Source organism: Paenibacillus glucanolyticus (assembly GCF_037333485.1).
Taxonomy (GTDB): Bacteria; Bacillota; Bacilli; order Paenibacillales; family Paenibacillaceae; genus Paenibacillus_AQ; species Paenibacillus_AQ glucanolyticus.
Genome location: NZ_CP147845.1, coordinates 1,065,071 through 1,088,498 on the forward strand (window position 1 = coordinate 1,065,071; position 23,428 = coordinate 1,088,498).

The window sequence follows — 23,428 nt, forward strand, 5'->3', positions numbered from 1 at the left end:
TCAGCCAAGAAATGCATCCCTCACACGATTCCAGAACGGGAACGGCCGATAACGGGCAAAGCTGACCTGCTGCTCCGCCACTTGACAGCGCACGGAAACGAGATCATCAATCGAGATGTTGACATGATCGATGGTCAGCAGCAGACGCTGCTCTTTACGCGAGAATATATCACAATGATGATGCTTGGGCAGGAGGAGCGGTGAGCCCAGCGTACGGAATATCCGATTGTTAATTGAGGCGATCTCCGCGATCTGAAGGGCATCGATGGAGGGGTGTACCATGGCGCCGCCGACACTCTTGTTATAGGCCGTGCTGCCGGACGGCGTGGACACGCAAATGCCATCTCCCCTGAACATCTCAAAGGTTACGTCGTTGATGTCAATCTGAGCGACGACAGTGCCGTCAACGCCCTTAAGCGTAAATTCGTTTAAGGCAATGTAAGAGGACGTCCCTGATTTCTTATGGATTTCCAGCTGAACCAGGGGATACTTGACGAGACGCGGCTTCATGCCGCTGTGTTCGCCTTCTCCGCTCATATGATCAATTAGCTCCGTCAGTTCATCCGCCTTCCAGTCTGCATAGAATCCCAAGTGTCCCGTGTGGACACCAACAAAAGCGAGGTCAGGAATCCGGTCAATAAAAGTATGAAAGGCGTGCAGCATCGTACCGTCTCCACCGATGGAGACCACAATCTCCGGAGATTCTGCATCCAGCACAAACCCCCGCTGTTCCGCCAGCTTGTGAAACTGCTGGGTCAGCTCTACAGACAATGGGTCACCGCGGTCCAGAACATAATATCTCAAGTTGATAAGCTCCTTTGTAAAGGTTATATAAAGATGATAATCAATCTTGAAGAAGAACACAATGTTCACCTTGGGAATTTGCGGAATTTCTGCTGCAGTCCTTTTATGACCTGGATCAACAACGTAAATGTTATGAGGAAACCAAGCAGCATGCAAAAAGCCGCCATAATATGGGTATACCCGTTTAGAACGGAATTCGAAACAGCCGGCAGGGCCATGGTCGGAATGGAAGATCCCATCACGCTCTTCCACAACAGCATGACTGCTGTCGCGGCAATCAGGCCATGAACGAGTCTTGCGATGACAAACGGGAGATACCTGAGGTTTGTAGAGTTCAGGATGCTGATGATCTGTGCATGAACGGACAAGCCGCCCCATGACAAGATGAAGGCCGCTGCAGCCGCTTTGTACGCCAACGGAATGGCGGCACCCGCTTCACCGGCGTAACGCGCTCCAAGTGTTACTTCAAAAATCCCTCCTACGATGGCAGTGGAGAGGGACTCGGGCATGCCAACCAGGGACAGCATCAAACCGATAGCCTCGGTAAGCGCCGGGATAACGCCGGCACGGGTCCAAAGCTCGAGAAAGACGGAGAAGAATACCACGAGCCCGCCAACCACGATATTAAGCTGGAGCGATGATTGTATCGCTTGTCTAAGCAAGGTCCCCAAGTCCCGGCCATCCTGCTTCCTCGCAGCATGCATCGCACGAATCGCGGCTTTAACCCGGCTTGTCTTAACCTGAGACAGGTGAAGCGGCGATTCAGATGAGCTTTTAGCGTCATGTTTGCCATGAAACCTCATTAGCAGTCCGACAAGGAATCCACCGCCATAATGGGCTATTGCAAGAATGATACCGATTTTAGGATCGTGAAAAAAGCCGATGGAGACTGCTCCGATTAAAAATATAGGATCAGAGGAAGTGGTAAAGGCCACGAGCCGTTCGCCTTCCTCTCGACTTACCATTTTTTGTTCCCACAGTTTGGCGGTTAATTTGGCACCGATCGGGTAACCTGATACATATCCCATTGCGGCAACGAATCCCCCTGCTCCCGGAATACGAAACAGGGGCCTCATCATAGGGTCCAGAAGGGTGCCAATCAGGTGCACCACACCAAACCCAAGCAGCACCTCTGAAATGACAAAGAACGGGAACAGGGACGGAAAGAGAACGTCCCACCATATCGCCAGGCCCCGAAGAGCGGATTGAAGAGCGGCATCGGGAAATACAGCCATCAGGATAATTACGCTGAGGAGTGCCGTTACAAGCATGAACCAGCCCATTTTTTTCATGGTCATATAATGAATACGCCCCCTGGCATCGATGTGAACTACTGAAATATAGGTCCATTAATTTAAAATCTATGCAGGATATAGGACAAACAGTATAAAAAAACATGAGAAAGCGGTTACAAATGTGCTTTATTTTCAAGGATATTGTGCTATAATAAAAAACATCAAAGCACATCTTTCGTATTATGTTTGGATGGAGTGATGATCATGAGCATAGTCGCAGGTATCCTAGTATGCGCCTTCGTTTATGTAATACGTGCTTCTCTCGTCCAGAGTGAAGAAGACTGGCGCAGTTATTAATAAGTTTCTAAAAGGTGCTAACCATTGCTTAGCGCCTTTTTTTGTTGTTTTTGCTATAATAAAAAGGTATATCCAATCGAAAGCGAATCATAAACAGATGGGAGAATTAGCGGATATGAATCCGAACTTAAGCATCTATGATAACCTCGGGGGTGCCGAGGGTGTACGTTCGCTCGTCGAAGCTTTTTATCCGAGAGTTCAGCAAAATGAATTGCTCTCGCCCTTGTTTCCGGAGGACATCATGCCGGTGATGGACAAACAATATATGTTCCTGAGTCAGTTCTTTGGAGGGCCTGCCCTATTCTCCGAAGCCTTCGGTCATCCCATGATGCGGGCCAGACATATGAAATTTCCGATTACGGACCGCCACGCTGAAGAATGGCTTGGCTGTATGGCAGGAGCCTTGATCGAAATCGGCGTGGAGGATGATCTGCGTGATTTTGTGCTACAGCGTCTTTCCGGTCCCGCTCACCATTTCGTCAATACACCTTAGTGTCTTGGAATTAGAAGTGGACTGGAATTAGACGCGAATGAAGGGATGGCGAATGGCGTGAAGTTAGAACCCTTGTATTCCATCAAGGTGGTTTGTGCGCACTGTGAGCAAGAATATTTAACATCTAGAGTAAGACCAAGCTTCAAAAAGGCATTCCGAACAGATACGGACTTCTGCGCTTATTATAAATCGGAGAATCCTGATTTCTACGTGGTGCGTGTCTGTCCTGAATGCGGATTTGCCTCAACGGAGAATTCGACTGTGAAATTGAATGAGCGGCAGAAGACGCTGTTCTACGAGCAGGTTGGATGCCGATGGGACAAGAGGGATATGGGGGGGCCACGCAGTCTGGAGGATGCCCTGGAGGCGTATAAGCTGGCTCTCCTCTGTGCGCAAGTGATCGGGGAGCGGGATCGGATTGTGGCCAGCCTGCTGCATCATATTGCTTGGCTGTATCGGTATCAAGGCAATCAGGACCAGGAGAACCGCTTCTTGAAATATAGTCTTGAATCCTATATCCGGGTGTTTGAACACGAAGGAGTAGGAGCAAACGATGCCCGTCTTCTATTCCTGATTGGAGAGATCCACCGCAGGCTGGGACAATTCCAGGAGGCGGTTCAATGGTTCTCCCGAGTGGTCCAGGACGAGAAGATTATGGATGCTGCCATGATCCGGGCTTCCAGAGAGCAGTGGAAGCTGATCTCGGAGCAGATACGGGAACAGAAGAACGCTGCAAAGGCGGAATCTCAATGAATGCAAAATGCAAACAGCCCGCCGAATGAAATGCCAGCAGGCTGATAAGAATGCTCATTCTTACTCGTACTAGGCGAAGTCAGCGAAGTCGCTGATCCGTGAGCAAGTAGTCGATGTCGCTGTCCAGTACGGTTACTTTATCATGGCAGCAGGGGAAAATCAGCAGCTTCTTTTTCCCCTCTCTAACACTCACTAATTCTTTGGGCTTCATTGGCAGTAATACATTGTCAGTTCCACAGAAAGGGCAGCTGTGTACATAAACGTCGTTTCCAACGACATCGTAAGGCCACGTATTAGAAAAAGGGATCATGAGTTCTCCGATGAGTGAGGCTCATCGTCCTTTTTCGAGGATGGCCCTTCATCATTTTTGGCAAGCTCGGCAATTTTCTGCATCAATATATGCTGTGGCATATGCATCAGCTGTTCCAGCGGAACGCCCAGCTGCTTGGACAGTGTAACCGCCGTCTCCGGTGATATTTGTAAAGGTCTCATGGCTTCCAGCTCCTTTTAGTTATAGCAGTAATTTGATTTATATATAGTTATACACTTTTCCCTATGCTCGCACAAATGGTATTACTGCATGGATTCATATTATGATTCGAAAGGTGATGAATGTTCGATGGCACTTCAACAAACTTGGGATTTAGATTCGATATTTCCTGGAGGTTCTTCCTCTCCACAGCTCTTGAGCTTTCTTGAGACCCTTGAGCAGGATGTACAACAGCTCCAACAGGATGTACAGGCACTGTCCGTTCCGGAAACCGTCGAGCGTGCGGCGAGCCTTGAGCGTTTCCTAGAGCAGTTTCAAAGCGCCTATGCCCGTATCCGTGAAGTCTCCGCATTTGTGAGCTGTTTGACCGCACAGAATGTGAATGACAAAAAGGCGGTTCAATTGACCGGCCGGGTAACTTCCTTGTCCGCAACCCTGCAATCGGTTAAGAACCAATTCGATAATGTGCTCCGCGGCATGAACGATGAGCTTTGGACCGCTTGGACAGGTACAGATAAAGTGTCTCAGCTGGACTTTGTATTGAACGAAGCCCGCAACCTTGCCAAGGATAAAATGAGCCCTGAGCTTGAAAGCCTGGCTCTGTCTCTCGGCGTTGACGGTTATCACGGTTGGGGAGAATTCTATGATACCATCGTGAAGAAAATCCAGATTCCATATGAGGAAGATGGCAAGACCGTCATGCTGTCTGCAGGACAGGCATTCAATAGAATGCATGATCCTCGCAGAGAAGTACGCCAATCCATGTTTGAAAAATGGGAGCAGGCTTGGGGAGATTCTGCCGATTACTGCGCGGATACCCTTAACCATCTATCGGGCTACCGCCTGAAGCTGTATGAGAACCGCGGCTGGGACGATGTACTGAAAGAGCCGCTCGCCATTGGCCGAATGAGCCGTGAGACTCTGGATGCCATGTGGGCCGTCATTCAGGACACCAAGTCGGTACTGGTGGAGTATTTAAACCGTAAAGCGAAGCTGTTGGGCTTGGAAGGCTTGTCGTGGACGGATGTGGATGCACCGCTTCGTACTTCGGCTGCCAAAATCTCCTACGATGATGCTGCCGTCAACATTGTCGAGCAGTTCCGCAAATTTAGTCCAAGGCTGGCAGACTTCTCGCAAATGGCCTTCGACAAGAGCTGGATTGAGGTCGAGGATCGTCCAGGGAAAAGACCCGGCGGTTTCTGTACATCCTTTCCGGCAAGCAGCCAGACGCGCATATTCATGACATTTGGCGGAACCGCCTCGAATGTTTCGACGCTGGCTCATGAACTCGGTCATGCTTACCACCAGCATCTGATGGGCGGAATTCCGGTTCTCAACCAGAAGTATGCAATGAACGTTGCTGAGACGGCCTCTACATTTGCCGAGATGATTGTTTTTGATGCAATGGTGAAGGGTGCCGGCAGCGAAGAAGAGAAGCTGGCTCTGCTGGAAGAGAAAATTCAGAACAGCGTAGCTTTCTTTATGAATATTCATGCACGGTTCCTGTTTGAAACCCGCTTCTATGACAAACGGAAGAGCGGACTGCTCAGCAGCGAGGAGATTTCAGAATTGATGGTTGAGGCACAGAAGGAAGCCTACTGCGATGCTCTGACATCCTACCATCCTCATTTCTGGGCATCCAAGCTTCATTTCTATATCACGGGTACACCATTCTATAATTTCCCATACACCTTCGGTTATATGTTCAGCACAGGCTTATATGTACGGGCATTGGAAGAAGGTCCGACCTTTGCTGATAAATATGACGCGCTTCTTCAGGATACAGGTGTCATGTCCGTTGAGGATTTGGCTAAAAAGCATCTGGATGTGGATTTGACTCAGCGTGATTTCTGGCAAAGTGCGGCGGATTCTTGCATATCCGATATCAGACAATTCTTGCAAATGACTGAAACTTTGGCATAATTTGTTGATTATCATCGGAAAAACAGATAAAAAGGCCGTTCCTGAAATGGATATCTCTATCCATATTCATGTTTATCCCGTCAAAATAGAGAAGCTCCCAGCGAGCTTCTTTTTTTGTCGTAAAAGAAAGAAAGTTGACGCAAAAAAGGAGTGGAAATCTAAAATATTTGTGCAATTTTAGTAATAAATACCCAATTGTGTTGAATATTGTTGATACATTGATTTCTTTATCCTATAATGAGTCACAAGCCCTAATAATAGGGAAGATTTACTAATAAAGGAGGGGAGAAGAGATGGTAAAACTAGATCAATTATCACTGGCTAGACAATTGGACATTGTTTTTAAAGAGCTGGAAGAAGAGTTGGGAGGTCTAAGTTCAGGGACAGTATTTGTACAAATACGAAACAATGTAATTGGTAAATTTGGCATACGGCATAATCCATTGGCTGGGCGAAACGGGGTCATTGCTCCTTGTGAAGAGGGGCTTAGTGAAGCTCAACAATTCTCTTTTCGTACGATGGCGCTTGAGAGTTTGAAGCATAAACGCCATTGGACACATGGCGAAATTAGTTATGAATTTATGGTACGGCAAGGAATTGTCGTGGTAGATGCTATTCTTGAATCGAACTATAACATGGCCAATCTAATGATTCGGTACCCTCGTAATACATATGCCGAAGCTGCTTCGGAATCCTGAAATCATTTATCATATAAAACATATAACGAAAGAGGCGATCTTTGGGGAGAAGATCGCCTCTTTCTATTTGTGGCTGGAGGGAAGAGATGCGAATTACAGGTTCGAACGACCCGATAATTGCTGCTCAGCCAATTGAACCAGACGTTTTGTAATGTAACCTCCCAATGAACCGGTTTCACGGGAAGTATAGTTTCCATAGTAACCGTCTTGTGGAATCGTTACACCCAGTTCTTGTGCAGCTTCCATCTTCAATTGTTGAAGAGCTGCAGTTGCTTGAGGTACGACAAGATTGTTAGAAGAACGACCTTGAGCCATGTCATGTCACCTCCTTTGATGTTGTATGAGGATATTATGACCTGAATGCTAGGGGTCTCATTCGTTCTGGAGGAAGATTGATCACTGGTAAAATTAGCCGATTCATAAAAATCGTCGTTTATATAGAACAAACCAGAGCAGCACCCTGGTTTCAAAGGTCAACTCTGGTTTGGATAAGTTAAGTATAGATGCTGGTCATCCAGCAGGGATAGAGTGAACTAATCTTGATGCGTTTCCGGTGAAGTTCTCTGGATGCTGATCTTGGTATTCAGATTGACGGTCTGTCCCGGTTCCAAATGAATCAGTCCGGTTTCGTCGTCCGGGAGATTCAGATTGGGAGCGTTAGGAAGCCAGGTATAGGGTTCGATACAGAGGAATTCCTCTGCGACGCCCTTGGTATAGAGCACCCAGTGCTTGAAAAAATCACGATCAGCCGAATAATGGATTTGATAGCCGTCATCCCGTTTAAGCAATGCCTCTGCCGGCTTGCCTTCAGGAATTCTCAGGATCGTATCCAGATCGGCATCCTTCATATTGAGTCCTGTATTCAGTAGTTCCAGATGGCCAAGCGGCGAGAGATCACCGGTTGGGATCAGTTCGTTGTCCAAGGTATAAATACCTTCTACAGGCAGATCAAGCGTCCAGCGATGCGGTTCGCCATCCAACAGGAACCACGTATGATAGCCCATGCCGAATGGTACAGGGCTAGAACCGAGATTGGTTACACGAAGACTCTGCGACAGGCGGGTACCTTGAAGGCGGAAGGTCATCTCCAGCTTCAGCGGTACAGGAAATTGAGCAATCCACTTTGGATCATCCGATGAGATGAACTCTGTCGAAACGGCACAACCGTCATCTTCTTCCTCAATGTCGCTGACACACCAAGCCTGTGAACGGTGGAGTCCGTGGATATGATTGTCGTTCGCGGTATTTTGATCAAATTGATACGTTGTTCCGCCATATTCGAAATGGCCCTTGGAAATTCGACCTGGCGGAATGAGCATCGGGATGCCGAAGTGGTAAGGCTTCTGCAGATAGAATGCAAGCTCGCTTTCATCTGGTCTTCGGAGAATTTCGCGTGTGTTCTCGATGTCTTTGATCCCAATGACGTTGTTACCTAGACGAGGAAGGAGAGTCACTTCAAGACGGCCGCTGTTTAAAATATAGGTGTCGTAACCATTCCACTGGCCTTTGGTCACTTGATTCATATCGATGCTCCTTTACTAACAGAAATCATGGTCTGGACGATTAAACACATCATAACAGATTTTTGTGGAAAGGGTAAAAGAAAAGCTTCAAAACCCAAGACAACCTGATTCCAAATTGGAATTGACAAGGCAGAGCAAGAGTTTTATCATTGCATGTAATAGTGAACCATAATGATGGAAACACGATGACAAGGACAAGTAAGCAGTGCGGTCTATCCTTCAGAAAGCCGGTGGTTGATGTGAACCGGTGGATCCGCTTTGCTGAATGGACCTTCGAGTGCCGAGCTGAACGGGAGAATGCTGTTATTCCTTAATATGCCGGCCGGGTATTCTCCGTTACAAGAATCTAAGGCTGCATCGATTTTTTGATATGCTGTTGCAGCGAATAAGGGTGGCACCACGGTCACACGTCCCTTGCGGATGTGTGGCCTTTTTTGCGTTCATATAGGCACGTAGGCATGCTTCGTATATCGGGGCAGACTCGGGATTGAAAGAATTTTTCGAGATAAATTGGAGGGCTAATCATGAAAACTGTATTATCGGGCATTCAGCCAAGCGGTAACCTGACACTGGGGAACTATATTGGCGCCATCAAAAATTTTGTTAAGCTGCAGGAAGCACATGATTGTTATTTTATGGTGGTCGATCTGCATGCCATTACCGTTCCTCAGGAGCCGAGCTCGCTTAGAGACCGTTCCGAATCGGTTGCCGCACTGTACGTTGCTGCCGGAATTGATCCAAATCGTGCGAATATCTTTTTGCAATCCCATGTGCCGCAGCACGCTGAGCTGGGATGGATCATGACAACCCTCGTCAACATGGGTGAATTGGAACGGATGACGCAGTTCAAGGACAAATCAGAAGGCAAGGATTCCGTAGGAGCCGGGCTATTCGTCTATCCAGCGCTTATGGCTGCAGATATTTTGCTCTACAATGCCAATCTGGTACCGGTGGGGGATGACCAGAAACAGCATCTTGAGATTACGCGTGATTTGGCTGCGCGGTTTAATCACCGGTTCGGTGAGTATTTCAATGTACCGGAGCCTTTCATCCCTGAAGTAGGCGCTCGGATCATGTCGCTTGATGATGCATCTAAGAAAATGAGCAAGAGCAATCCGGTAGAGGGAAGTTATATCGCGATGCTGGATACGCCGGACCAAATTCGCAAAAAAATAAGCCGTGCCACAACCGATTCCGGAACAGAAGTGGTGTATGATCCATCAGCCAAACCGGAAGTCAGCAATCTCATGAGCATTTACTCCGAATGTGCCGGAGTGTCTTTGCAGGAAGTGCAAGCACGCTTTGAAGGAAAGATGTACGGGGCGTTTAAGAAGGAGCTTGGCGAAGTGGTGGTGTCTGCTCTGGAGCCACTACAAAACAGATACTACGAAATTCGCCAAACCGGTGAAATTCATGACATTCTAGCCAAGGGAGCGGAGCAGGCACAAAGAACTGCGACTCAGGTGCTGGATGGCGTGAAAGACAAAATGGGCTTCCTGGCTCCGAGATAACGCTGTCCAACCTGTTTAAGAAGGTCTGCGTTTCGCTTTGATAATGAAGCCCCAGCCGATGTTGAAAATGGATAGGATCCCTAGACCGACAGCAAGAAATCCGTTATAGCTGATGGAGATGGCTGCAGCCGCCAGCAGAACGATGGAAGATACCGCAAACCAAAGAGATAAGCCTTTACTCATATGAAAAAACCTCCAAAGATAAAAAATTTAAAAAATACGTATAACGCTGCAAGAAGGAGCCATAATAAGTTTGCAAGCTTGCACTGGAATTACAGACATTCAGTGAAGGGAGATATTTAATATGGCACGCAGCAGCAACAATTTGGTGGTACCTCAAGCAACAGCAGCATTACAACGTTTGAAACTCGAGGCTGCTCAAGAACTAGGCGTAACGATTCCTCAGGACGGTTACTATGGTAACTATACTTCCCGTGAAACAGGATCCCTGGGCGGATACATTACAAAACGTTTGGTACAGCAAGCTGAACAGGCTCTTTCTGGATCTGGCCGCACGCTGTAATATCTTTCTCATAACGTGAGTGGGAAGCCCGGAGCGCAATGTTTGCGCTCCGGGCTTTGTATTCATTTCAGAGGCTCGACACGCATTCTAATACATAGACAAATTGTGCCTTAAACAACGGTATAACGTCAAGATTATATCGCTTCCAAATGTCACTGAATTGTCATATAGATGGAACGAATTCCGAAGGATTGCTAAACACTTTTTACTAATGATATGATAAACTTTATAGCGGAGGCAGTACTTCCTCCATAACGACAGATACAAGGAGGAACGTTTACACGTGGATAATCACTTGAGATACCAGGCTCCTTCAGAATCCGCGGCACTGGCCTCGGCAGCGCCTGCACCTCCCGATAAGGCGGGGACTTGGAAAGATTTTATCACGGTGACGAAACCCGGAATCATCCGGTCAAATTTGATAGCGGCTTTTGCCGGATTTTGGCTAGCATCGCGTTGGGATATCCAATTTGGATTGATGATTATGACACTTCTCGGAACCGTGCTTGTTATGGCTTCGTCCTGTGTATTCAATAACTATTTTGACCGTGAACTCGACATGAAGATGGAACGGACCCGGAACCGCTCTCTTCCAACCGGACGGCTGACGCCAAAGGTTGTTCTTTGGTATGCCGTCATTCTTGGGGTGGTCGGACTAGCTATACTATTCTCGTTCTCCGGTGTACTGGCAGGTATATTCGGAGCTATCGGCATGTTTGTTTATGTGGTTGTCTATACACTATGGCTAAAGCGCTCTTCGACATGGAGCACCTCGGTAGGCGCGATTTCTGGAGCAATGCCTCCGGTGATCGGTTATGTGGCAGTGACAGGAAGCGTAGATATGGCAGCAGTTCTGCTGTTCGCGCTGTTGTTCCTATGGCAACCGCCCCATTTCTGGGCGCTGGGCATTCGTCGGGTCGAGGAATATCGGGCAGCGGGCTTCCCTCTACTGCCAGTTGTAAAAGGAATCCCGCGCACGAAGATACAGATGATTCCTTATTTGGTGCTTCTCATTCCGATACCGATTCTGATGTACGCGTATGGGTATGCAGGTATATTTTTTCTGGTTATCGGACTCTTTCTGGCAATTTGGTGGCTTTACGCCGCACTGCAGGGTTTCCGTGCCAAGGACGACGAAGCCTGGTCCAAAAAAGTATTTATTATCTCCATTAACTATTTGACCTTGAGCCTGATCGTTCTCATACTTAACACCACTTTTTAATAAGGTGGAGTTGCTATAATAGGAACTGGGTTTGTTTGAGACGAAGGGAGAACGAGGAAGGTCATGAGTGCATTCAAACGGTATAAATGGACTTGGGTATTGCTTGCTGTCTGTGTAGTTGCAGCTGTTTATCTGGTTTACAATTCGCTCGGCTTCGGAAAAGAAAAATTCCCGATTGTTCGTGAGGTTGCCGCCTATTCCATGGAAAATGTGGATGGGAAGACCATCACTTCAGAAGATACCAAAGGCAAAGTGAAACTGATGTACTTCTATTTCACCAGTTGTCCGGATGTATGTCCGATTACAACATTGGTCCTTTCACAGATACAAGAAGACTTGAAAAAAGAAGGTTTGTTTGGAAAAGAAGTTAACTTTGTGTCCATCTCCTTTGACCCGGAAACCGATACGAAAGAGAAGATTAAGGCATTCGGGGACCGATTCTATGCCGATTATAGCGGCTGGTACTTCCTTCGAGGTGATCAGGAGGAAACGCGGAAGCTGATGCAGGAATCCTTCAAGATTCCGCTGCTTGGCAATAACTCGACCAATTTCACTCATGGCAACTCCATCGCGCTGGTTGATCGGAATAACAATATTCGGAAGACCTATAACGCAGCGGATCCGGCGCAAGTGAAGACCGAGGATATTGTGAAGGACATTAAGACCTTAGTTAAGGAATAACATAGTGGTAAAACCAAAAGACGCGCTTCATCGTTAAAGATGGAGGGCGTCTTTTTTATATTCTTCAACTTGCTCATAAAAGGCTTTGGACCAATCAGGCGTTATTTACTCAGGGTAAATCAGAATTCATCAGGTGGCGGATAAATAATGAATTCTTCCAGCCCGGCTTTCTCCAACTGGGCAATCAAGTATTCATCCGGGGTTCCTTCAACACCGGCATACCCCCGGCGTGTATAGATTTGCCCGGCATCTGGGAAGACATCTCGCAGGGCCCCGCGAATTTTCTTGCCGGAGCTGTCATTATCCATAAACAGATAAACCTCCTGGTCTTTCACCTGTTTATGCAGGCTCTCAAGCTTGGCGGTGTTTAATGTTCCGAATGTACACAGGATGGTTATATCTGATGTCAGCAATCTGCGGATTCGGCTGCGATCGTTCTTGCCCTCTACAATGAGGAATATCGGCATCTTTTTTCACCTCTGTCATGATACGGAGATCCTTGGCAGCATTCCCCGGGAAATGTTGATTCGACGTCGAATGATGTATGTATAGTGTAACTTGTTTTTTGTTGATCATGCAAAGCAAACGAAATAAACGGCCATCCGAGTGGAAGGCCGTTTAAGCTAATCCATGTATTCTAGTAGAAGCAGCTCAAAATGATGACAAGCAGAATATACAATACAAGTACCATGCCTACAGAATTTCCATGGCCTCCATGACAGTGCTTATGATGATGAACATGACTCATGTTACTTCACCCCTTGGTTAGATGTCCGTGGTCATTTGCCACACTGTATCTTATGTGGTTTTACCCATACGGATTGTGTGTTGGCCTATCCGCCACTTTTTGGGCGCTTCATCATAACAAGGTACAGGTTTATTAGCCATTTTAGACTATAACGGTGAGATGACCGTTGATGGTGCTTCACGATTGCGTTTCGGAAGCAGGAGCAGGACTGTCATCAGCATGAGGAACGCGATAAAATAAGGAGACACTATCGTCCGGAACTGTCCAGCTGCAATCGGTCCGACAAAGGACCCCAGCGACATCGCAATGGATTGCAAAGAGAATACTTTGCCGAGTCTGCCTCCTCCGCTAAGTTCAATAAACAGGGAGGATAACGCCGGGAACAGCAGGCCCTTGGCAAGACCCAGGGAAAACAGGATAACCATAATCGGCACATGGTCTGCTGCAGCCAGAGCGTAAAAGCAGATCGCCAGTCCCAGCACGCCCAAAGCGACCCTGATATGAGGCGCATAACGGTTCAGGAACAGCATGCTTAACGTGACCAGAGCCCCAAGGCTAATGACGGAGAATAAAATCCCCGTAGACATTATGCTTGCTTTCCCGCTTTCGCGAAGCGGAATTTCGAAGAACAGTATGCCTTGGGAGCAGGCGATAGCAAACGGAATTAAATAAAGGCGCAAGCTAAACGGAAGCCGTGCCGGCTTCTCTTCCTTGGAAGCCAAAGCATTTTCTTTATTGGCGGCCGTGGCTGATAACCGCTTGGGTAGACTGAAAAATGCCATAAACCCGGTAAAGATCAAGAGCCAGCCCAAACTCTGAAATGTACCGGAAAAACCGGCGTTAGCGACAATAAAAGCTCCTGCTGCCGGTGACAAAACAGAGGCAAGGGTGTGTACGACGCCATGACCGGACATGTATTTGCCTTGCGTAACCGGATCACGGGAGAGAGACGCTAACAGCGCCAGGCAGGCTGGTGATAAAAAAGCCAGTACAAAGCCGCTGATCGAGCGAAGCGCGAGCAGCTGCCAAGGCAATTGGACATGAGCTTGGAGTAGCAGGATAACTCCAGCCGCAGTTAAACTGAAAATAATGTAGCGTCTGCTGCCGTGTCGGTCGATCAGATTACCTGCAATCAAATTGCCAGGCAGATGCGTCAAAGCATAAATTCCCATCATCCACCCGATAAACGTGGGAGCTGCACCAAGGGAAATCGCAAAAGGTGTCAGCACGGGATACTGAGCATGCAAATCAAAAAACGCCAGAAACAAAAACATATAGAGCCATAAAGCGGTTTTCAATATGGCACCCTCCTATCCGGCAAGAGTTCGGTATTACTACTTGTACGTTCGAAGGGGCAAGCTTATACCTTTTTGTGAAAAGACCCGGTTGGCTGACAGCTTTGCGGGGTATCATGTATAATTAATAAGACGGCAAAAAATACGCCGCCTGAAAGTATGGACGGGAGTGAAATAAATTGGATACACAGGTCTGGATTGAATTTCTTAAACAAAACTGGCTGGTCATTGCGATTGCCTTAATTATCTTGTTTATTGTACTGAATGTGTTAAGAACCGTAATCAAGTGGGTACTTGCGGTCCTTATCATTGGGGGATTGCTGGTGTACAGCGGAATTTCCTTGGATAAGATTGGGGAAGTGGTGTCCACGGTGAAGGAAGAGACGGTGGATACGATAAAAGCGGAAGCGATGAATATGATGATGAAGGAAGCGAAGGAAGCCAAATATACATCGAATGGGGACGGCACCTACTCGATTAAAGCTCCCAACCTGGAGCTAAAGGGCAGTGCTGGTTCAGAAAAGGTTGAGGTCACTTTCCGCGGGGTTTCGGTAGGAAAGTGGGATATCAATGATACGATCCGGAGTTTTATCAACGATGCCAAGTCCAATACAGCCACTAAATAAAGAATACTACCATAATCGGATGCGGATGTAAGGCAGCGTGGGCAAGTTTATCTTATTGCCAGCAAGCCTGCCCTCTTACATCGGTAGACAAGACATCTTAGGGAGAGGAGGGGATACCGTATGATGTCGGCATGGAAGGATAGCGTGCTCGATGGAAACGGAATTACCATCTTGCTGCTGCTGATTGTGGCTTTTTCATTATGGCAGGGGTGGAATCGTGGAGCCTCCCGCTCAGCCGGGAAGCTTGTTTTTTTTCTGGGGGATGCGGTGCTGCGTTTGGTTGGTCTTGCAATTTCCGTTCCGTTTACATTGTGGTTATCACCCAAGGCAGGGGACTGGCTGGGTGCTGCCTCAACGCTGCCGAATCGTGAACTGCAATTCTGGGAGCAGATTTATTATACGGCTCTAAAATCGCTGGCGGATTTTCCGCTGCTGAGGTTCGCCGTGCTGTTTATGCTCAGTTATGCGCTGATTGTATTTATGCTTCGGCTGCTTGTTTCCCTGATCATAGGAAGCAGGATGGGAGTCTTCGGATCGAGAAAAGAAACCCGGGCATCGCTGCCCAGCCGGCTTGCAGGTGCGGGTATCGGAGCCATCATGGGTGCTGCGCGGAGCATTATCGTGATCGCGATTTTGTTCATCTATGTCAGCCTGAATCCGGACCACGGCTTTAGCCGGTATGTTGAAGCTTCACCCGTATATCAGCAGGGTGCACAAGCTGTCATTGAGCCGCTATCTGGTTCGCTTGTCAAGGAAAAGCTGCCCGTATTCACCCAATCCGTTCAGAATGAACTGAATGGAATCATACAGCGCAAGTATGAGGTGATCGACCATAAGATTCCCGAGGGAATCGAACAGACAGCCGCCCATGTCGTGAAGGAGGCAGCCACCGACGAAGAAAAGGCTCGAAAGCTTTATGATTGGGTTGGCAGCCGCATCTCGTATGATCATGACAAGGTAACATTGTACGAAGAGCAGCGGATATGGAAAGAGCAGACGCCCCAGGATACGTATGATACAAGGTTAGGCGTATGTATCGACTATGCCCGGCTGTATGCCATGATGGCACGGTCACAGGACCTCGAAGTCAGGGTGGTGACCGGCAGGGGCTACAATGGACAAGGCGGTTATGGCCCCCATGCCTGGAATGAGGTTTATTTGAGTGAAGAAAAGCGGTGGATTCCGCTGGACCCAACCTGGGCACAGAGCGGCAACTGGTTTAACCCGCCGCGCTTCAATGAGACTCATATTAAAGAGCAAGTGTTTTGATGATGGACAGGGGCGGACTTTCACAAGGGAAGTCTGCCCTTCTCTTGAGGTCGGCCCTCCGCGTGAAGTGGGGGGGCGTTTATGTTAAGATGGGTTTATGTGATTGTGGGTAAAGGGGAGAAGCATACGTGAAAGGGTTTAGGCCGGATAAACGCAAACAAGAAGAAGGGGATGCCGGCAGTCAGTTTAATTTGCGGGTCAATCTGTTCTTTTTCAGCACATTTATCATATTCTGTGTCATTATTATACGTCTTGCGATACTGCAGTTTGTCGAAGGGCCTGAGCTGAAAGAGCTCGAAACCGGCGGGCAGGTTAAGAATTTCCCGCTGCAACCCATCCGGGGGAGCATCATCGACGCTTCCGGAACGCCGCTCGCTTACTCGACACCCTCCCAAGCACTGTATTTAACGCTGTTAAAGGATTACAGTTCCTCTGAGAGAGGGAAGAAGAACCGTCCGGAAATTGAGAAGTTGGCTGAGGAAATGGTTAAGATATTCGATCAGCATGGGGACCCGAAGGCAGAGAAGCTGACGGTGGACGACGTGATCAAAGCGATGGACCTGGAGTTCAATAAGCAGCCGGGTTATGAGCCGAGACGCATCAAGTCCGAGCTTTCAACCAAAGAAGTGGCTTATTTCATGGAGCACAAGAACGAGTATCCTGGGTTGGAGGTCGTTGAAGAAAGTCAGCGACAATACAATCAGGACAGAATCGCCGTTCAGACCATCGGTTATTTGAAAGAGTTCCGCGGAATTAAGACACTGGAGAAATATAAAGAGATTGATGAGCAGAACAAGAAGCAAAAAGATCCGGGACTCATCTACACCGAGCAGGAAAAGGTTGGTGTTGATGGCCTGGAAATGATGTTCCAGGATGAGCTGCGCGGCAAGAACGGATATATCGGCATTCCGATTAATCCGCAGAACATGGCGGACGGGGTCCCAACAATGATCGCTCCGGAGAAGGGGTACAACATTCATACCACCATTCATAAGGATATCCAGAAGGTTACCCAGCAGGCGATCATGGATCAGCTGAAATGGCTTCATGCCAACCCGGTTTCTGGCAAAACGCACCCGAATGCACAAACGGGTTATGCAGTGGCCATGGAAGTGGATACCGGCAACATCGTGGCCATGGCCAGCATGCCTGATTATGATCCGAATGTGTGGGAGTTCGGGACCGAAGATTGGGAGACGGTCATGAAGTATTACGGGAACGGAACCATCTCTCCGTACAGCTCTGGGCGCTCCGGCAACAATCTGGAATCGACTGTGCTGCTCGGCTCTACGATAAAACCACTGAGTGTGTTGATTGGTTTGAACGAGAAATTATTCGGGCCCAACGACTACTACTATGATTCTGGTGCTGCATTCTTTGGTAAGGATAACTCAAGAGTTCAGAACTCCGGTGGTAAATCCTACGGGTCCCTCAACGCAAGAAAAGCGATTGAGCATTCCTCCAACGCCTTTATGGTTGATTGGATTGGGGAAAAGCTATATAACAAATATGGCTCCGAATCCGTTGGAATATGGGATAAATACATGAAGAAGTTCGGTCTGGGTGTATCCACCGAATCCGGTCTGCCGAAGGAGCATAAAGGAATTATCGAGTATACCAACATTGAGCAGGCGGGAAGTTATTTGGCGGCCATGGCATACGCTTCATTTGGCCAGTCGGGTAAATATACGACCCTTCAACTGGCGCAATATGCCAGCACACTTGCCAATCAAGGTGAGCGCATTCGGCCGCAGCTTGCGAGCAAGATTGAGGATCAAGACGGCAATGTGGTCAAGGAATTCAAACGCGAGGTGCTGAATAAAGAGGAATTCCCTCAGCAGTACTGGAATGAAGTTATTGCTGGGATGAATACCCAAGGGCTTCGGGCTTTTGAAGACTTCAAATATGATTTTGCCCGGAAAACAGGAACATCGGAGCAGGATATATATAAAAACGGAAGCCGGATTAGGGTAGAGAACGGGGTATTCATCGCATTTGCACCGCGGCAGAACCCTAAGCTGGCCGTTGCCGTCGTAATTCCGGAGGCCGGCTTTGGTTCCCAAAGTGCGGCGCCGGTGGCCCGTAAAATATTTGATGCATATGATGAAATATACGGTCTGGACGGTACGCCTCATCCTAAAACCAATAATGATGAGAACCAGGACGGCGAAACGGAGTAATAAAAGGTAACGGCAAAACGGCAGCCAACAGCCCGAATGGGTTGGCTGCCGTTTCTTTTATGCCGTCGATACGGGGGAATGTTTTGGCGCACCCTCTTTTGTGGTAAAATGTCGTTATGTTTGCTTGTGATGGATAAGGGGGTTAATTAATACCATGAATTATAAATATCGTTTGTTAGCATTGGATATGGATGGAACACTGCTTCAGGATGATCATGAGGTGTCGGAGGAAACGGTGAAGTGGATCAAGGAAGCCGTCCGTCAAGGCATCCATGTCTGTCTCTCAACAGGTCGGCCGTTTGCGGAGGCTTATCCTTATGCCAAACAGCTTGAATTGACGACACCGATGGTGACAGTGAATGGCGGTGAAGTGTGGCGTGCGCCATATGAACTGTATCGCCGCGCGCTGCTGGACAGCAAGCTGGTGGAACAAATGCATGCGCTGGCTATTGAAACCGGATCCTGGTTCTGGGCGTATTCAGTAGATAGATTATATAACTCTGAGAACTGGACAGATGATGTTGCGAATCAGGAATGGCTGAAATTCGGTTATACTACGAAGGATCATGAGGTGCGTCACCGAATCCTGATGCGGCTGCAGGACATGGGCGGATTGGAGATCACGAACTCCTCTCCCATAAACCTGGAGATCAATCCGCAGGGCGTCAATAAAGCGACGGGAATCGGGCAGGTATGCGAATTGCTCGGCATCAGCATGTCCCAGGTTGTAGCGGTAGGGGACAGCCTGAACGATCTGGCCGTGATTCAGGAGGCGGGCCTTGGCGTGGCTATGGGCAATGCCCAGCAGACCGTTAAGGATGAGGCAGACCTTGTGGTTTCAAGCAACAATGAGGACGGCATCGTGGAGGTCATCAGGGATCATATTTTGATCGAAGGGTGAGATGTAGATGGACGTATTGGGCTGGATTATCGTAATTGCTCTGTTTATCATTGGTATGGCCGGAGCAATTTACCCTATTTTGCCGGGGGTTGTCGCCATTTACCTGGCGCTGTTCGTTTACGGCTGGTTTTTTACATTCGAGCATTACAATACATGGTTCTGGATCATCCAGACGATCATTCTGGTTGTGCTGTTTGTCGCCGATTATGCGGTTAACGCATGGGGAGTCAAGAAGCTGGGCGGATCCAAAGCCTCTATATGGGGCAGTACGATTGGACTCATTGTCGGCCCCTTTGTAATCCCTGCTTTCGGATTGATCATCGGTCCGTTCCTCGGTGCATTTCTGGGTGAAATGTTCGCGGGGTCAGGACCAAGCAAATCCGCGAAGGTGGGGTTCGGCTCGGTCATCGGATTGTTCAGCAGCATTGTGGTCAAGATCGTTTTACAGCTGGCGATGATTATTATTTTCTTCATCTGGATTTTCTAATAGACGTTTGGATCGCTGTGAGAGGCGTTTTGGAGGAGAAAGAAGGGTACGGTTTTGTCAAAGAAAGAATCATTTATTAAAGGCACCATCATCCTGGCCGTTGCTGCGCTGGTGGCCCGTGTACTTGGGCTTGCGCAGCGGGTGCCACTTGAGCATATGTTGAATGATATAGGGGATGCCTCATTTACGATTGCTAATAACGTATATTTAATGCTGTTAACCGTAGCTACGGCAGGAATTCCCAGCACGCTAAGCAAAATGGTCTCGGAGCGGCATGCACTGAATAAGCCTGCCGAGGCACAGCGCGTCTATCATGCAGCGCTTATCTTTGCCGGAGCGGCCGGCGTCATCATGACGCTCCTGCTGTATTTTGGAGCACCCTTCTATGCAACAAACATAGCTAGGCAACCAGAGGCTGCAGCTGCGATACAAGCATTGGCTCCTGCCCTGCTGCTGTTCCCGGCCATCGCGATGATGCGGGGGTATTTCCAGGGACGCAACAATATGACGGCAGGCGGCATCTCTCAGATCATCGAACAGATTGCAAGGGTTTTAACTGCTATTGGTCTGGCATATGTGCTTCTGCGTCTGGGTTATGACGATACCTGGATTGCGGCAGGCGCTTCCTTTGGTGGCGTACTCGGCAGCATCGGGGCATTTGCGGTGATGCTGTACTTCACGGTAAAACTTCGGCGAAGTGACCGGGAACTCAAGCTACCGGTAGCCGACCGTTCCATTCCGCTCGGGGGAATATACAGGGATATCTTTACCCTGTCCATTCCGATTGTCTTATCATCGCTGGCAGTTCCAGCTGTCAATTTCATTGATGGTTCCATTGTTAAGCCGCTGCTTATGGGACAGATTGGTCCCGAGCAAGCAACAGCAGTACTTGCGGTGTTAGGAAACCGGGCACAGAGCGTGGCAGGAATTCCGCCGATCTTAGCGATTGCGCTGAGCACCTCACTCATTCCGATCATCTCTGCTGCCTTTGCCCGAAAGGATCAGGATCATTTGGAACGACAAGTGACGCTTGCTATGCGTGTTGCTATATTGACGGGAATGCCGGTTGTTATCGCACTTTGCGTTGCATCTTATTCTATTAACGGCTTGCTGTTCAGTTCCCTCGGGGGAAGCGGGATTATTGGCTTTCTGACGTTTGGCACCATTTTTCAGATTACGATGATGACCACGAACTCGATTCTGCTCGGTATCGGCAAGGCCAAGCTATCGATGGTTCACGTTATGATCGGCATTGTGGTCAAACTGGCCGCGAGCTTCCTGCTTGCACCGTTGTTTGGCATTTATGGCATCATTGCAAGCACGGCTCTCTGTTTCCTGGTGATCACGATGCTCAATCTGCGATCCATTAAAGCGATTGTTTCTTTCTCCATCCTGGGCAAACGCTGGACAGGCTTTGGATTGACCGTCATTGCAGCCGGCGGAATCGGCTATGGCCTGAATCAGGCCGGTATTCAAATGGTCGATATCATGCCGGCACGCTTGGCCTTCCTGCTGACTTGCCTGGTTGTAGGCGTGGCCGTGGTCATTATATATCTTGTCCTGCTGGTGGTGTTTGGCGTTTTGCGGCAATCGGAGCTGAGCAGTTACCCGCGCCTTTTGCAGAAAGTGTTCCGTCCGCTTATGAGACTGCAGCCTGCACGTATGCGGGAGCGGGGATAACCCAGAGTTTAAGAGCAGCAGCACACAATAGAATGGAGACCATCCCAACCTCATCGGGATGGTCTCTTCCTGTTTTCATGGGAATGGATTCGCTCCGATACGTCATGCACGATGGAGGTCTTCTCAAGCGCCGCGCGATGGGCGTGGGTCATATCCGGCAGCAGTGGGCGTATTGGCTTGCGAATGTGACGGAGCATCACGCGGCCTTGATACCAATCGTACCGGGGAATGGGTTCCTGGGATTCATCCTGCCAGATCTCCTCAATATGGGGGCTGTATAGACGCCCTCCCTCCGGCAGCCACTCAGACTGGATCAGGTTGCGACTCTCGTGAGCATTATTCATAGCGGACTCAAGGGTCGGGGTAAACAATGCAGGCCAATATTCGGCCCGCGATCCCCGATGCTTGGTCGACTGCGCGAATGCCAGCACGGAGTGGAATATTTCCTCATAACCAAACAACAAAGCGTATAACGTTCTGCCCGCCTTGATCCGAATGCTCAGATCAGCAAACTTGAGGAGCGTCATTCCGGCTAAAGGCCTAGTTGAGTCAGGCGGCTCTTGGGAAGCCATCATGTCCGCCTCGGGCCCGCTGACTTGTCCAAGTGGAAATACAATCTGATTCAGCCTCGCCAGCTCATGGATCCGAAAGAAGGGTTGCTCCAGAACATGCTCCAGGTAAAAAGGGTGCCTTGCCACACGTCCTTCAATATAGTTTTGCTCGTTAATGATCAGGGCAACCGTGAGCAGCGAACTCCCACGGTCCAGCCAGAACTGCTCCCAAAACGGAGTCATGAAGGCCGAAATATGGAAGTGAGGGAGCAAATGGAATAAAGGAGCTCCTTTTTTCCGACTGTGGATATAGAGAAGCAGCTGTGGATAGGCATCCTGAAAGATCAGAGCATTGCAGCGCTCGAGGAACCGGTACAGATGGTTCTTGAACTGTGAATCCGTGAGATCGGACATTAATCCACCCTTCAGATCACTCATATTCCACCCGGCATTTCGTGATACCATATGGGCCAGCAAAGCCCAGTGCAGCTCAGGATATGACTTATAGCAGTCATAATACGCTTGTGTACGGGTCACATTGCTCCGATTCGCATTCGCTGCAGCCTCCTGAATGAGAAGAATCAGCTCTTGCTCTTCCTGGGTTAGGTTATGAAGTTGATTATGACTTCGAATGCTGCTGTATCCTTCTGTAGAGGACATCAGTGAACCGGGCGGTTGAAGATAGGGATGGGAGGAGAGGATATCCTTAAGTTTCCTACGGATGGTTCTTACTGCTGCGTAATCCCATCGTAATTCATGCTTGTTGGTTGTGAGTTTTAAGGAAATTTGCCATGAGGCGAGCGTACCGGACCAAGATTCTGCAAGGGCATGCGGAATGGCGGCTGTCCAGGCCCACACATCCTTTCCCCCCTTTTTATTATCTCTGGTTCCGTGCGAGTGCATTGCAGTTGTCACCTGCACTTTCTGATGAAATTCCAGGGTTTCAACATGGTAATGTCAGTATGCCTCTAAAATTTGACTTCCACTCAACATTTTGATTCACTAAGGGTGAAGGAATTCGACGTAAAGGGGAGATAATCAATGGAAAAAATCACTTCAGAAGCAGAATTTCAGGTTGCAATCCAGTCTCCGCGACTGACCGTTGCCGTATTTAAAGCAGACTGGTGCGGCGATTGCAAGTTTATCGATCCGTTCATGCCGGAGGTAGAGACTAAATTCTCGAATCAACTGACTCTGGTAGAAGTTGACGTCGATGCTGTCGGTGACGTGAGTCAGCAGCAAAATATTTTGGGAATCCCAAGTTTTGTTGCTTATACAGACGGACGCGAGCTGGTTCGCTATGTTAACAAACTTCGCAAATCGCGAGAAGAGATTGAAGACTTCCTGCAGCGCGCTGTGGATGTATACGATACGATTCACAAGTAAAGCATGGATAATAGCACCACCGCCTCATAGCTATATCGGGCGGCGGTGCTATTTTACATATTCAAAAGGGGTTAGGTTGAAGAGCCAAGCGT

25 protein-coding genes and 1 other annotated feature are annotated in these 23,428 nt (G+C 48.5%); of the genes, 15 read left to right on the forward strand and 10 right to left on the reverse strand.

Going from position 1 to position 23,428, the window contains the following annotated elements:
• The gene (locus WDY75_RS05060) at positions 1 to 804 is read right to left on the reverse strand and encodes an NAD kinase (RefSeq protein WP_036644790.1); all 804 of its coding nucleotides are present in this window, start codon (positions 802 to 804) and stop codon (positions 1 to 3) included.
• Between the two features lie 65 nt (positions 805 to 869).
• A complete protein-coding gene (gene ylbJ / locus WDY75_RS05065; protein WP_063477755.1) occupies positions 870 to 2,102 on the reverse strand; it encodes a sporulation integral membrane protein YlbJ in 1,233 nt (410 codons plus the stop codon).
• A gap of 409 nt (positions 2,103 to 2,511) precedes the next feature.
• Here ylbJ and WDY75_RS05070 point away from each other — a divergent pair, with 409 nt between their 5' ends.
• Both WDY75_RS05070 and WDY75_RS05075 read left to right on the forward strand, forming a co-directional pair.
• Complete coding sequence (locus WDY75_RS05070; RefSeq protein WP_006212639.1) at positions 2,512 to 2,889, forward strand: globin; 378 nt, start codon at positions 2,512 to 2,514, stop codon at positions 2,887 to 2,889.
• Between the two features lie 57 nt (positions 2,890 to 2,946).
• A complete protein-coding gene (locus WDY75_RS05075; protein WP_172963903.1) occupies positions 2,947 to 3,642 on the forward strand; it encodes a DUF2225 domain-containing protein in 696 nt (231 codons plus the stop codon).
• Between the two features lie 79 nt (positions 3,643 to 3,721).
• Here WDY75_RS05075 and WDY75_RS05080 read toward each other — a convergent pair whose 3' ends face one another.
• A complete protein-coding gene (locus WDY75_RS05080) occupies positions 3,722 to 3,952 on the reverse strand; it encodes a hypothetical protein (protein WP_082834246.1) in 231 nt (76 codons plus the stop codon).
• The gene (locus WDY75_RS05085; RefSeq protein WP_006212637.1) at positions 3,949 to 4,134 is read right to left on the reverse strand and encodes a YycC family protein; all 186 of its coding nucleotides are present in this window, start codon (positions 4,132 to 4,134) and stop codon (positions 3,949 to 3,951) included. The genes WDY75_RS05080 and WDY75_RS05085 overlap by 4 nt, the downstream gene beginning before the upstream one ends.
• 127 nt (positions 4,135 to 4,261) lie before the next feature.
• Here WDY75_RS05085 and WDY75_RS05090 point away from each other — a divergent pair, with 127 nt between their 5' ends.
• Both WDY75_RS05090 and WDY75_RS05095 read left to right on the forward strand, forming a co-directional pair.
• Positions 4,262 to 6,055, forward strand: a complete 1,794-nt coding sequence (locus WDY75_RS05090) for a M3 family oligoendopeptidase (protein ID WP_063477754.1) — start codon at positions 4,262 to 4,264, stop codon at positions 6,053 to 6,055.
• Between the two features lie 293 nt (positions 6,056 to 6,348).
• Entirely contained in the window at positions 6,349 to 6,753 is a 405-nt protein-coding gene (locus WDY75_RS05095) for a hypothetical protein (protein WP_006212634.1), read from the forward strand.
• A gap of 93 nt (positions 6,754 to 6,846) precedes the next feature.
• Here WDY75_RS05095 and WDY75_RS05100 read toward each other — a convergent pair whose 3' ends face one another.
• A complete protein-coding gene (locus tag WDY75_RS05100; protein WP_006212633.1) occupies positions 6,847 to 7,068 on the reverse strand; it encodes an alpha/beta-type small acid-soluble spore protein in 222 nt (73 codons plus the stop codon).
• 218 nt (positions 7,069 to 7,286) lie between these two features.
• The gene (locus tag WDY75_RS05105; protein WP_063477753.1) at positions 7,287 to 8,276 is read right to left on the reverse strand and encodes an aldose 1-epimerase; all 990 of its coding nucleotides are present in this window, start codon (positions 8,274 to 8,276) and stop codon (positions 7,287 to 7,289) included.
• Positions 8,277 to 8,452: 176 nt separating this feature from the next.
• Positions 8,453 to 8,694, forward strand: a binding site (T-box leader).
• A 106-nt stretch (positions 8,695 to 8,800) separates the two neighbouring features.
• Between WDY75_RS05105 and trpS the strand changes: the two genes are divergently transcribed.
• On the forward strand, positions 8,801 to 9,787 hold the full coding sequence (gene trpS / locus WDY75_RS05110) for a tryptophan--tRNA ligase (RefSeq protein WP_063477752.1): 987 nt from the start codon (positions 8,801 to 8,803) through the stop codon (positions 9,785 to 9,787).
• A gap of 15 nt (positions 9,788 to 9,802) precedes the next feature.
• Here trpS and WDY75_RS05115 read toward each other — a convergent pair whose 3' ends face one another.
• The gene (locus WDY75_RS05115; RefSeq protein WP_006212630.1) at positions 9,803 to 9,970 is read right to left on the reverse strand and encodes a hypothetical protein; all 168 of its coding nucleotides are present in this window, start codon (positions 9,968 to 9,970) and stop codon (positions 9,803 to 9,805) included.
• 121 nt (positions 9,971 to 10,091) lie between these two features.
• Here WDY75_RS05115 and WDY75_RS05120 point away from each other — a divergent pair, with 121 nt between their 5' ends.
• From WDY75_RS05120 to WDY75_RS05130, 3 genes are all read left to right on the forward strand, one after another.
• The gene (locus tag WDY75_RS05120; protein WP_006212629.1) at positions 10,092 to 10,310 is read left to right on the forward strand and encodes an alpha/beta-type small acid-soluble spore protein; all 219 of its coding nucleotides are present in this window, start codon (positions 10,092 to 10,094) and stop codon (positions 10,308 to 10,310) included.
• 283 nt (positions 10,311 to 10,593) lie between these two features.
• Complete coding sequence (gene cyoE, locus WDY75_RS05125) at positions 10,594 to 11,532, forward strand: heme o synthase (protein WP_006212628.1); 939 nt, start codon at positions 10,594 to 10,596, stop codon at positions 11,530 to 11,532.
• Positions 11,533 to 11,595: 63 nt separating this feature from the next.
• Positions 11,596 to 12,213, forward strand: a complete 618-nt coding sequence (locus WDY75_RS05130) for an SCO family protein (protein WP_006212627.1) — start codon at positions 11,596 to 11,598, stop codon at positions 12,211 to 12,213.
• A gap of 119 nt (positions 12,214 to 12,332) precedes the next feature.
• Here WDY75_RS05130 and WDY75_RS05135 read toward each other — a convergent pair whose 3' ends face one another.
• Positions 12,333 to 12,680 carry a toprim domain-containing protein gene (locus tag WDY75_RS05135; RefSeq protein WP_036644739.1) on the reverse strand — a complete coding sequence of 116 codons (348 nt, stop codon included), beginning with the start codon at positions 12,678 to 12,680 and terminating at the stop codon, positions 12,333 to 12,335.
• Between the two features lie 427 nt (positions 12,681 to 13,107).
• On the reverse strand, positions 13,108 to 14,259 hold the full coding sequence (locus WDY75_RS05140; RefSeq protein WP_036644738.1) for an MFS transporter: 1,152 nt from the start codon (positions 14,257 to 14,259) through the stop codon (positions 13,108 to 13,110).
• 176 nt (positions 14,260 to 14,435) lie between these two features.
• Here WDY75_RS05140 and WDY75_RS05145 point away from each other — a divergent pair, with 176 nt between their 5' ends.
• The 6 genes from WDY75_RS05145 (at position 14,436) to WDY75_RS05170 (ending at position 21,399) form a co-directional block, all read left to right on the forward strand.
• Positions 14,436 to 14,882: a hypothetical protein gene (locus tag WDY75_RS05145; protein WP_006212624.1), complete on the forward strand. Its 447-nt coding sequence runs from the start codon at positions 14,436 to 14,438 to the stop codon at positions 14,880 to 14,882.
• A 120-nt stretch (positions 14,883 to 15,002) separates the two neighbouring features.
• Entirely contained in the window at positions 15,003 to 16,151 is a 1,149-nt protein-coding gene (locus tag WDY75_RS05150; protein ID WP_063477751.1) for a transglutaminase domain-containing protein, read from the forward strand.
• A 128-nt stretch (positions 16,152 to 16,279) separates the two neighbouring features.
• The gene (locus WDY75_RS05155) at positions 16,280 to 18,331 is read left to right on the forward strand and encodes a penicillin-binding protein 2 (RefSeq protein WP_063477750.1); all 2,052 of its coding nucleotides are present in this window, start codon (positions 16,280 to 16,282) and stop codon (positions 18,329 to 18,331) included.
• A 154-nt stretch (positions 18,332 to 18,485) separates the two neighbouring features.
• Positions 18,486 to 19,232 (forward strand): Cof-type HAD-IIB family hydrolase, encoded by a 747-nt coding sequence (locus WDY75_RS05160; RefSeq protein WP_063477749.1) that lies wholly within the window; start codon positions 18,486 to 18,488, stop codon positions 19,230 to 19,232.
• A gap of 7 nt (positions 19,233 to 19,239) precedes the next feature.
• Positions 19,240 to 19,719: a DUF456 domain-containing protein gene (locus WDY75_RS05165; RefSeq protein WP_063477748.1), complete on the forward strand. Its 480-nt coding sequence runs from the start codon at positions 19,240 to 19,242 to the stop codon at positions 19,717 to 19,719.
• Positions 19,720 to 19,773: 54 nt separating this feature from the next.
• Positions 19,774 to 21,399 carry a polysaccharide biosynthesis protein gene (locus tag WDY75_RS05170; protein WP_063477747.1) on the forward strand — a complete coding sequence of 542 codons (1,626 nt, stop codon included), beginning with the start codon at positions 19,774 to 19,776 and terminating at the stop codon, positions 21,397 to 21,399.
• 50 nt (positions 21,400 to 21,449) lie between these two features.
• Here WDY75_RS05170 and WDY75_RS05175 read toward each other — a convergent pair whose 3' ends face one another.
• Positions 21,450 to 22,808, reverse strand: coding sequence for a DUF2515 family protein (locus WDY75_RS05175; protein ID WP_338841933.1), 1,359 nt, complete (start codon positions 22,806 to 22,808; stop codon positions 21,450 to 21,452).
• Positions 22,809 to 22,991: 183 nt separating this feature from the next.
• Between WDY75_RS05175 and WDY75_RS05180 the strand changes: the two genes are divergently transcribed.
• On the forward strand, positions 22,992 to 23,336 hold the full coding sequence (locus WDY75_RS05180) for a thioredoxin family protein (protein ID WP_063477746.1): 345 nt from the start codon (positions 22,992 to 22,994) through the stop codon (positions 23,334 to 23,336).
• The last annotated feature ends 92 nt before the right edge of the window (positions 23,337 to 23,428 follow it).

Excerpts from the sequence above, each read along its gene's own strand:
- ylbJ (WP_063477755.1), bottom strand. The coding sequence starts at position 2,102 with ATGACCATGAAAAAAATGGGCTGGTTCATGCTTGTAACGGCACTCCTC.
- WDY75_RS05070 (WP_006212639.1), top strand. The coding sequence starts at position 2,512 with ATGAATCCGAACTTAAGCATCTATGATAACCTCGGGGGTGCCGAGGGT.
- WDY75_RS05080 (WP_082834246.1), bottom strand. The coding sequence starts at position 3,952 with ATGATCCCTTTTTCTAATACGTGGCCTTACGATGTCGTTGGAAACGAC.
- WDY75_RS05085 (WP_006212637.1), bottom strand. The coding sequence starts at position 4,134 with ATGAGACCTTTACAAATATCACCGGAGACGGCGGTTACACTGTCCAAG.
- WDY75_RS05090 (WP_063477754.1), top strand. The coding sequence starts at position 4,262 with ATGGCACTTCAACAAACTTGGGATTTAGATTCGATATTTCCTGGAGGT.
- WDY75_RS05095 (WP_006212634.1), top strand. The coding sequence starts at position 6,349 with ATGGTAAAACTAGATCAATTATCACTGGCTAGACAATTGGACATTGTT.
- WDY75_RS05100 (WP_006212633.1), bottom strand. The coding sequence starts at position 7,068 with ATGGCTCAAGGTCGTTCTTCTAACAATCTTGTCGTACCTCAAGCAACT.
- WDY75_RS05105 (WP_063477753.1), bottom strand. The coding sequence starts at position 8,276 with ATGAATCAAGTGACCAAAGGCCAGTGGAATGGTTACGACACCTATATT.
- trpS (WP_063477752.1), top strand. The coding sequence starts at position 8,801 with ATGAAAACTGTATTATCGGGCATTCAGCCAAGCGGTAACCTGACACTG.
- WDY75_RS05115 (WP_006212630.1), bottom strand. The coding sequence starts at position 9,970 with ATGAGTAAAGGCTTATCTCTTTGGTTTGCGGTATCTTCCATCGTTCTG.
- WDY75_RS05120 (WP_006212629.1), top strand. The coding sequence starts at position 10,092 with ATGGCACGCAGCAGCAACAATTTGGTGGTACCTCAAGCAACAGCAGCA.
- WDY75_RS05130 (WP_006212627.1), top strand. The coding sequence starts at position 11,596 with ATGAGTGCATTCAAACGGTATAAATGGACTTGGGTATTGCTTGCTGTC.
- WDY75_RS05135 (WP_036644739.1), bottom strand. The coding sequence starts at position 12,680 with ATGCCGATATTCCTCATTGTAGAGGGCAAGAACGATCGCAGCCGAATC.
- WDY75_RS05150 (WP_063477751.1), top strand. The coding sequence starts at position 15,003 with ATGATGTCGGCATGGAAGGATAGCGTGCTCGATGGAAACGGAATTACC.
- WDY75_RS05160 (WP_063477749.1), top strand. The coding sequence starts at position 18,486 with ATGAATTATAAATATCGTTTGTTAGCATTGGATATGGATGGAACACTG.
- WDY75_RS05165 (WP_063477748.1), top strand. The coding sequence starts at position 19,240 with ATGGACGTATTGGGCTGGATTATCGTAATTGCTCTGTTTATCATTGGT.
- WDY75_RS05180 (WP_063477746.1), top strand. The coding sequence starts at position 22,992 with ATGGAAAAAATCACTTCAGAAGCAGAATTTCAGGTTGCAATCCAGTCT.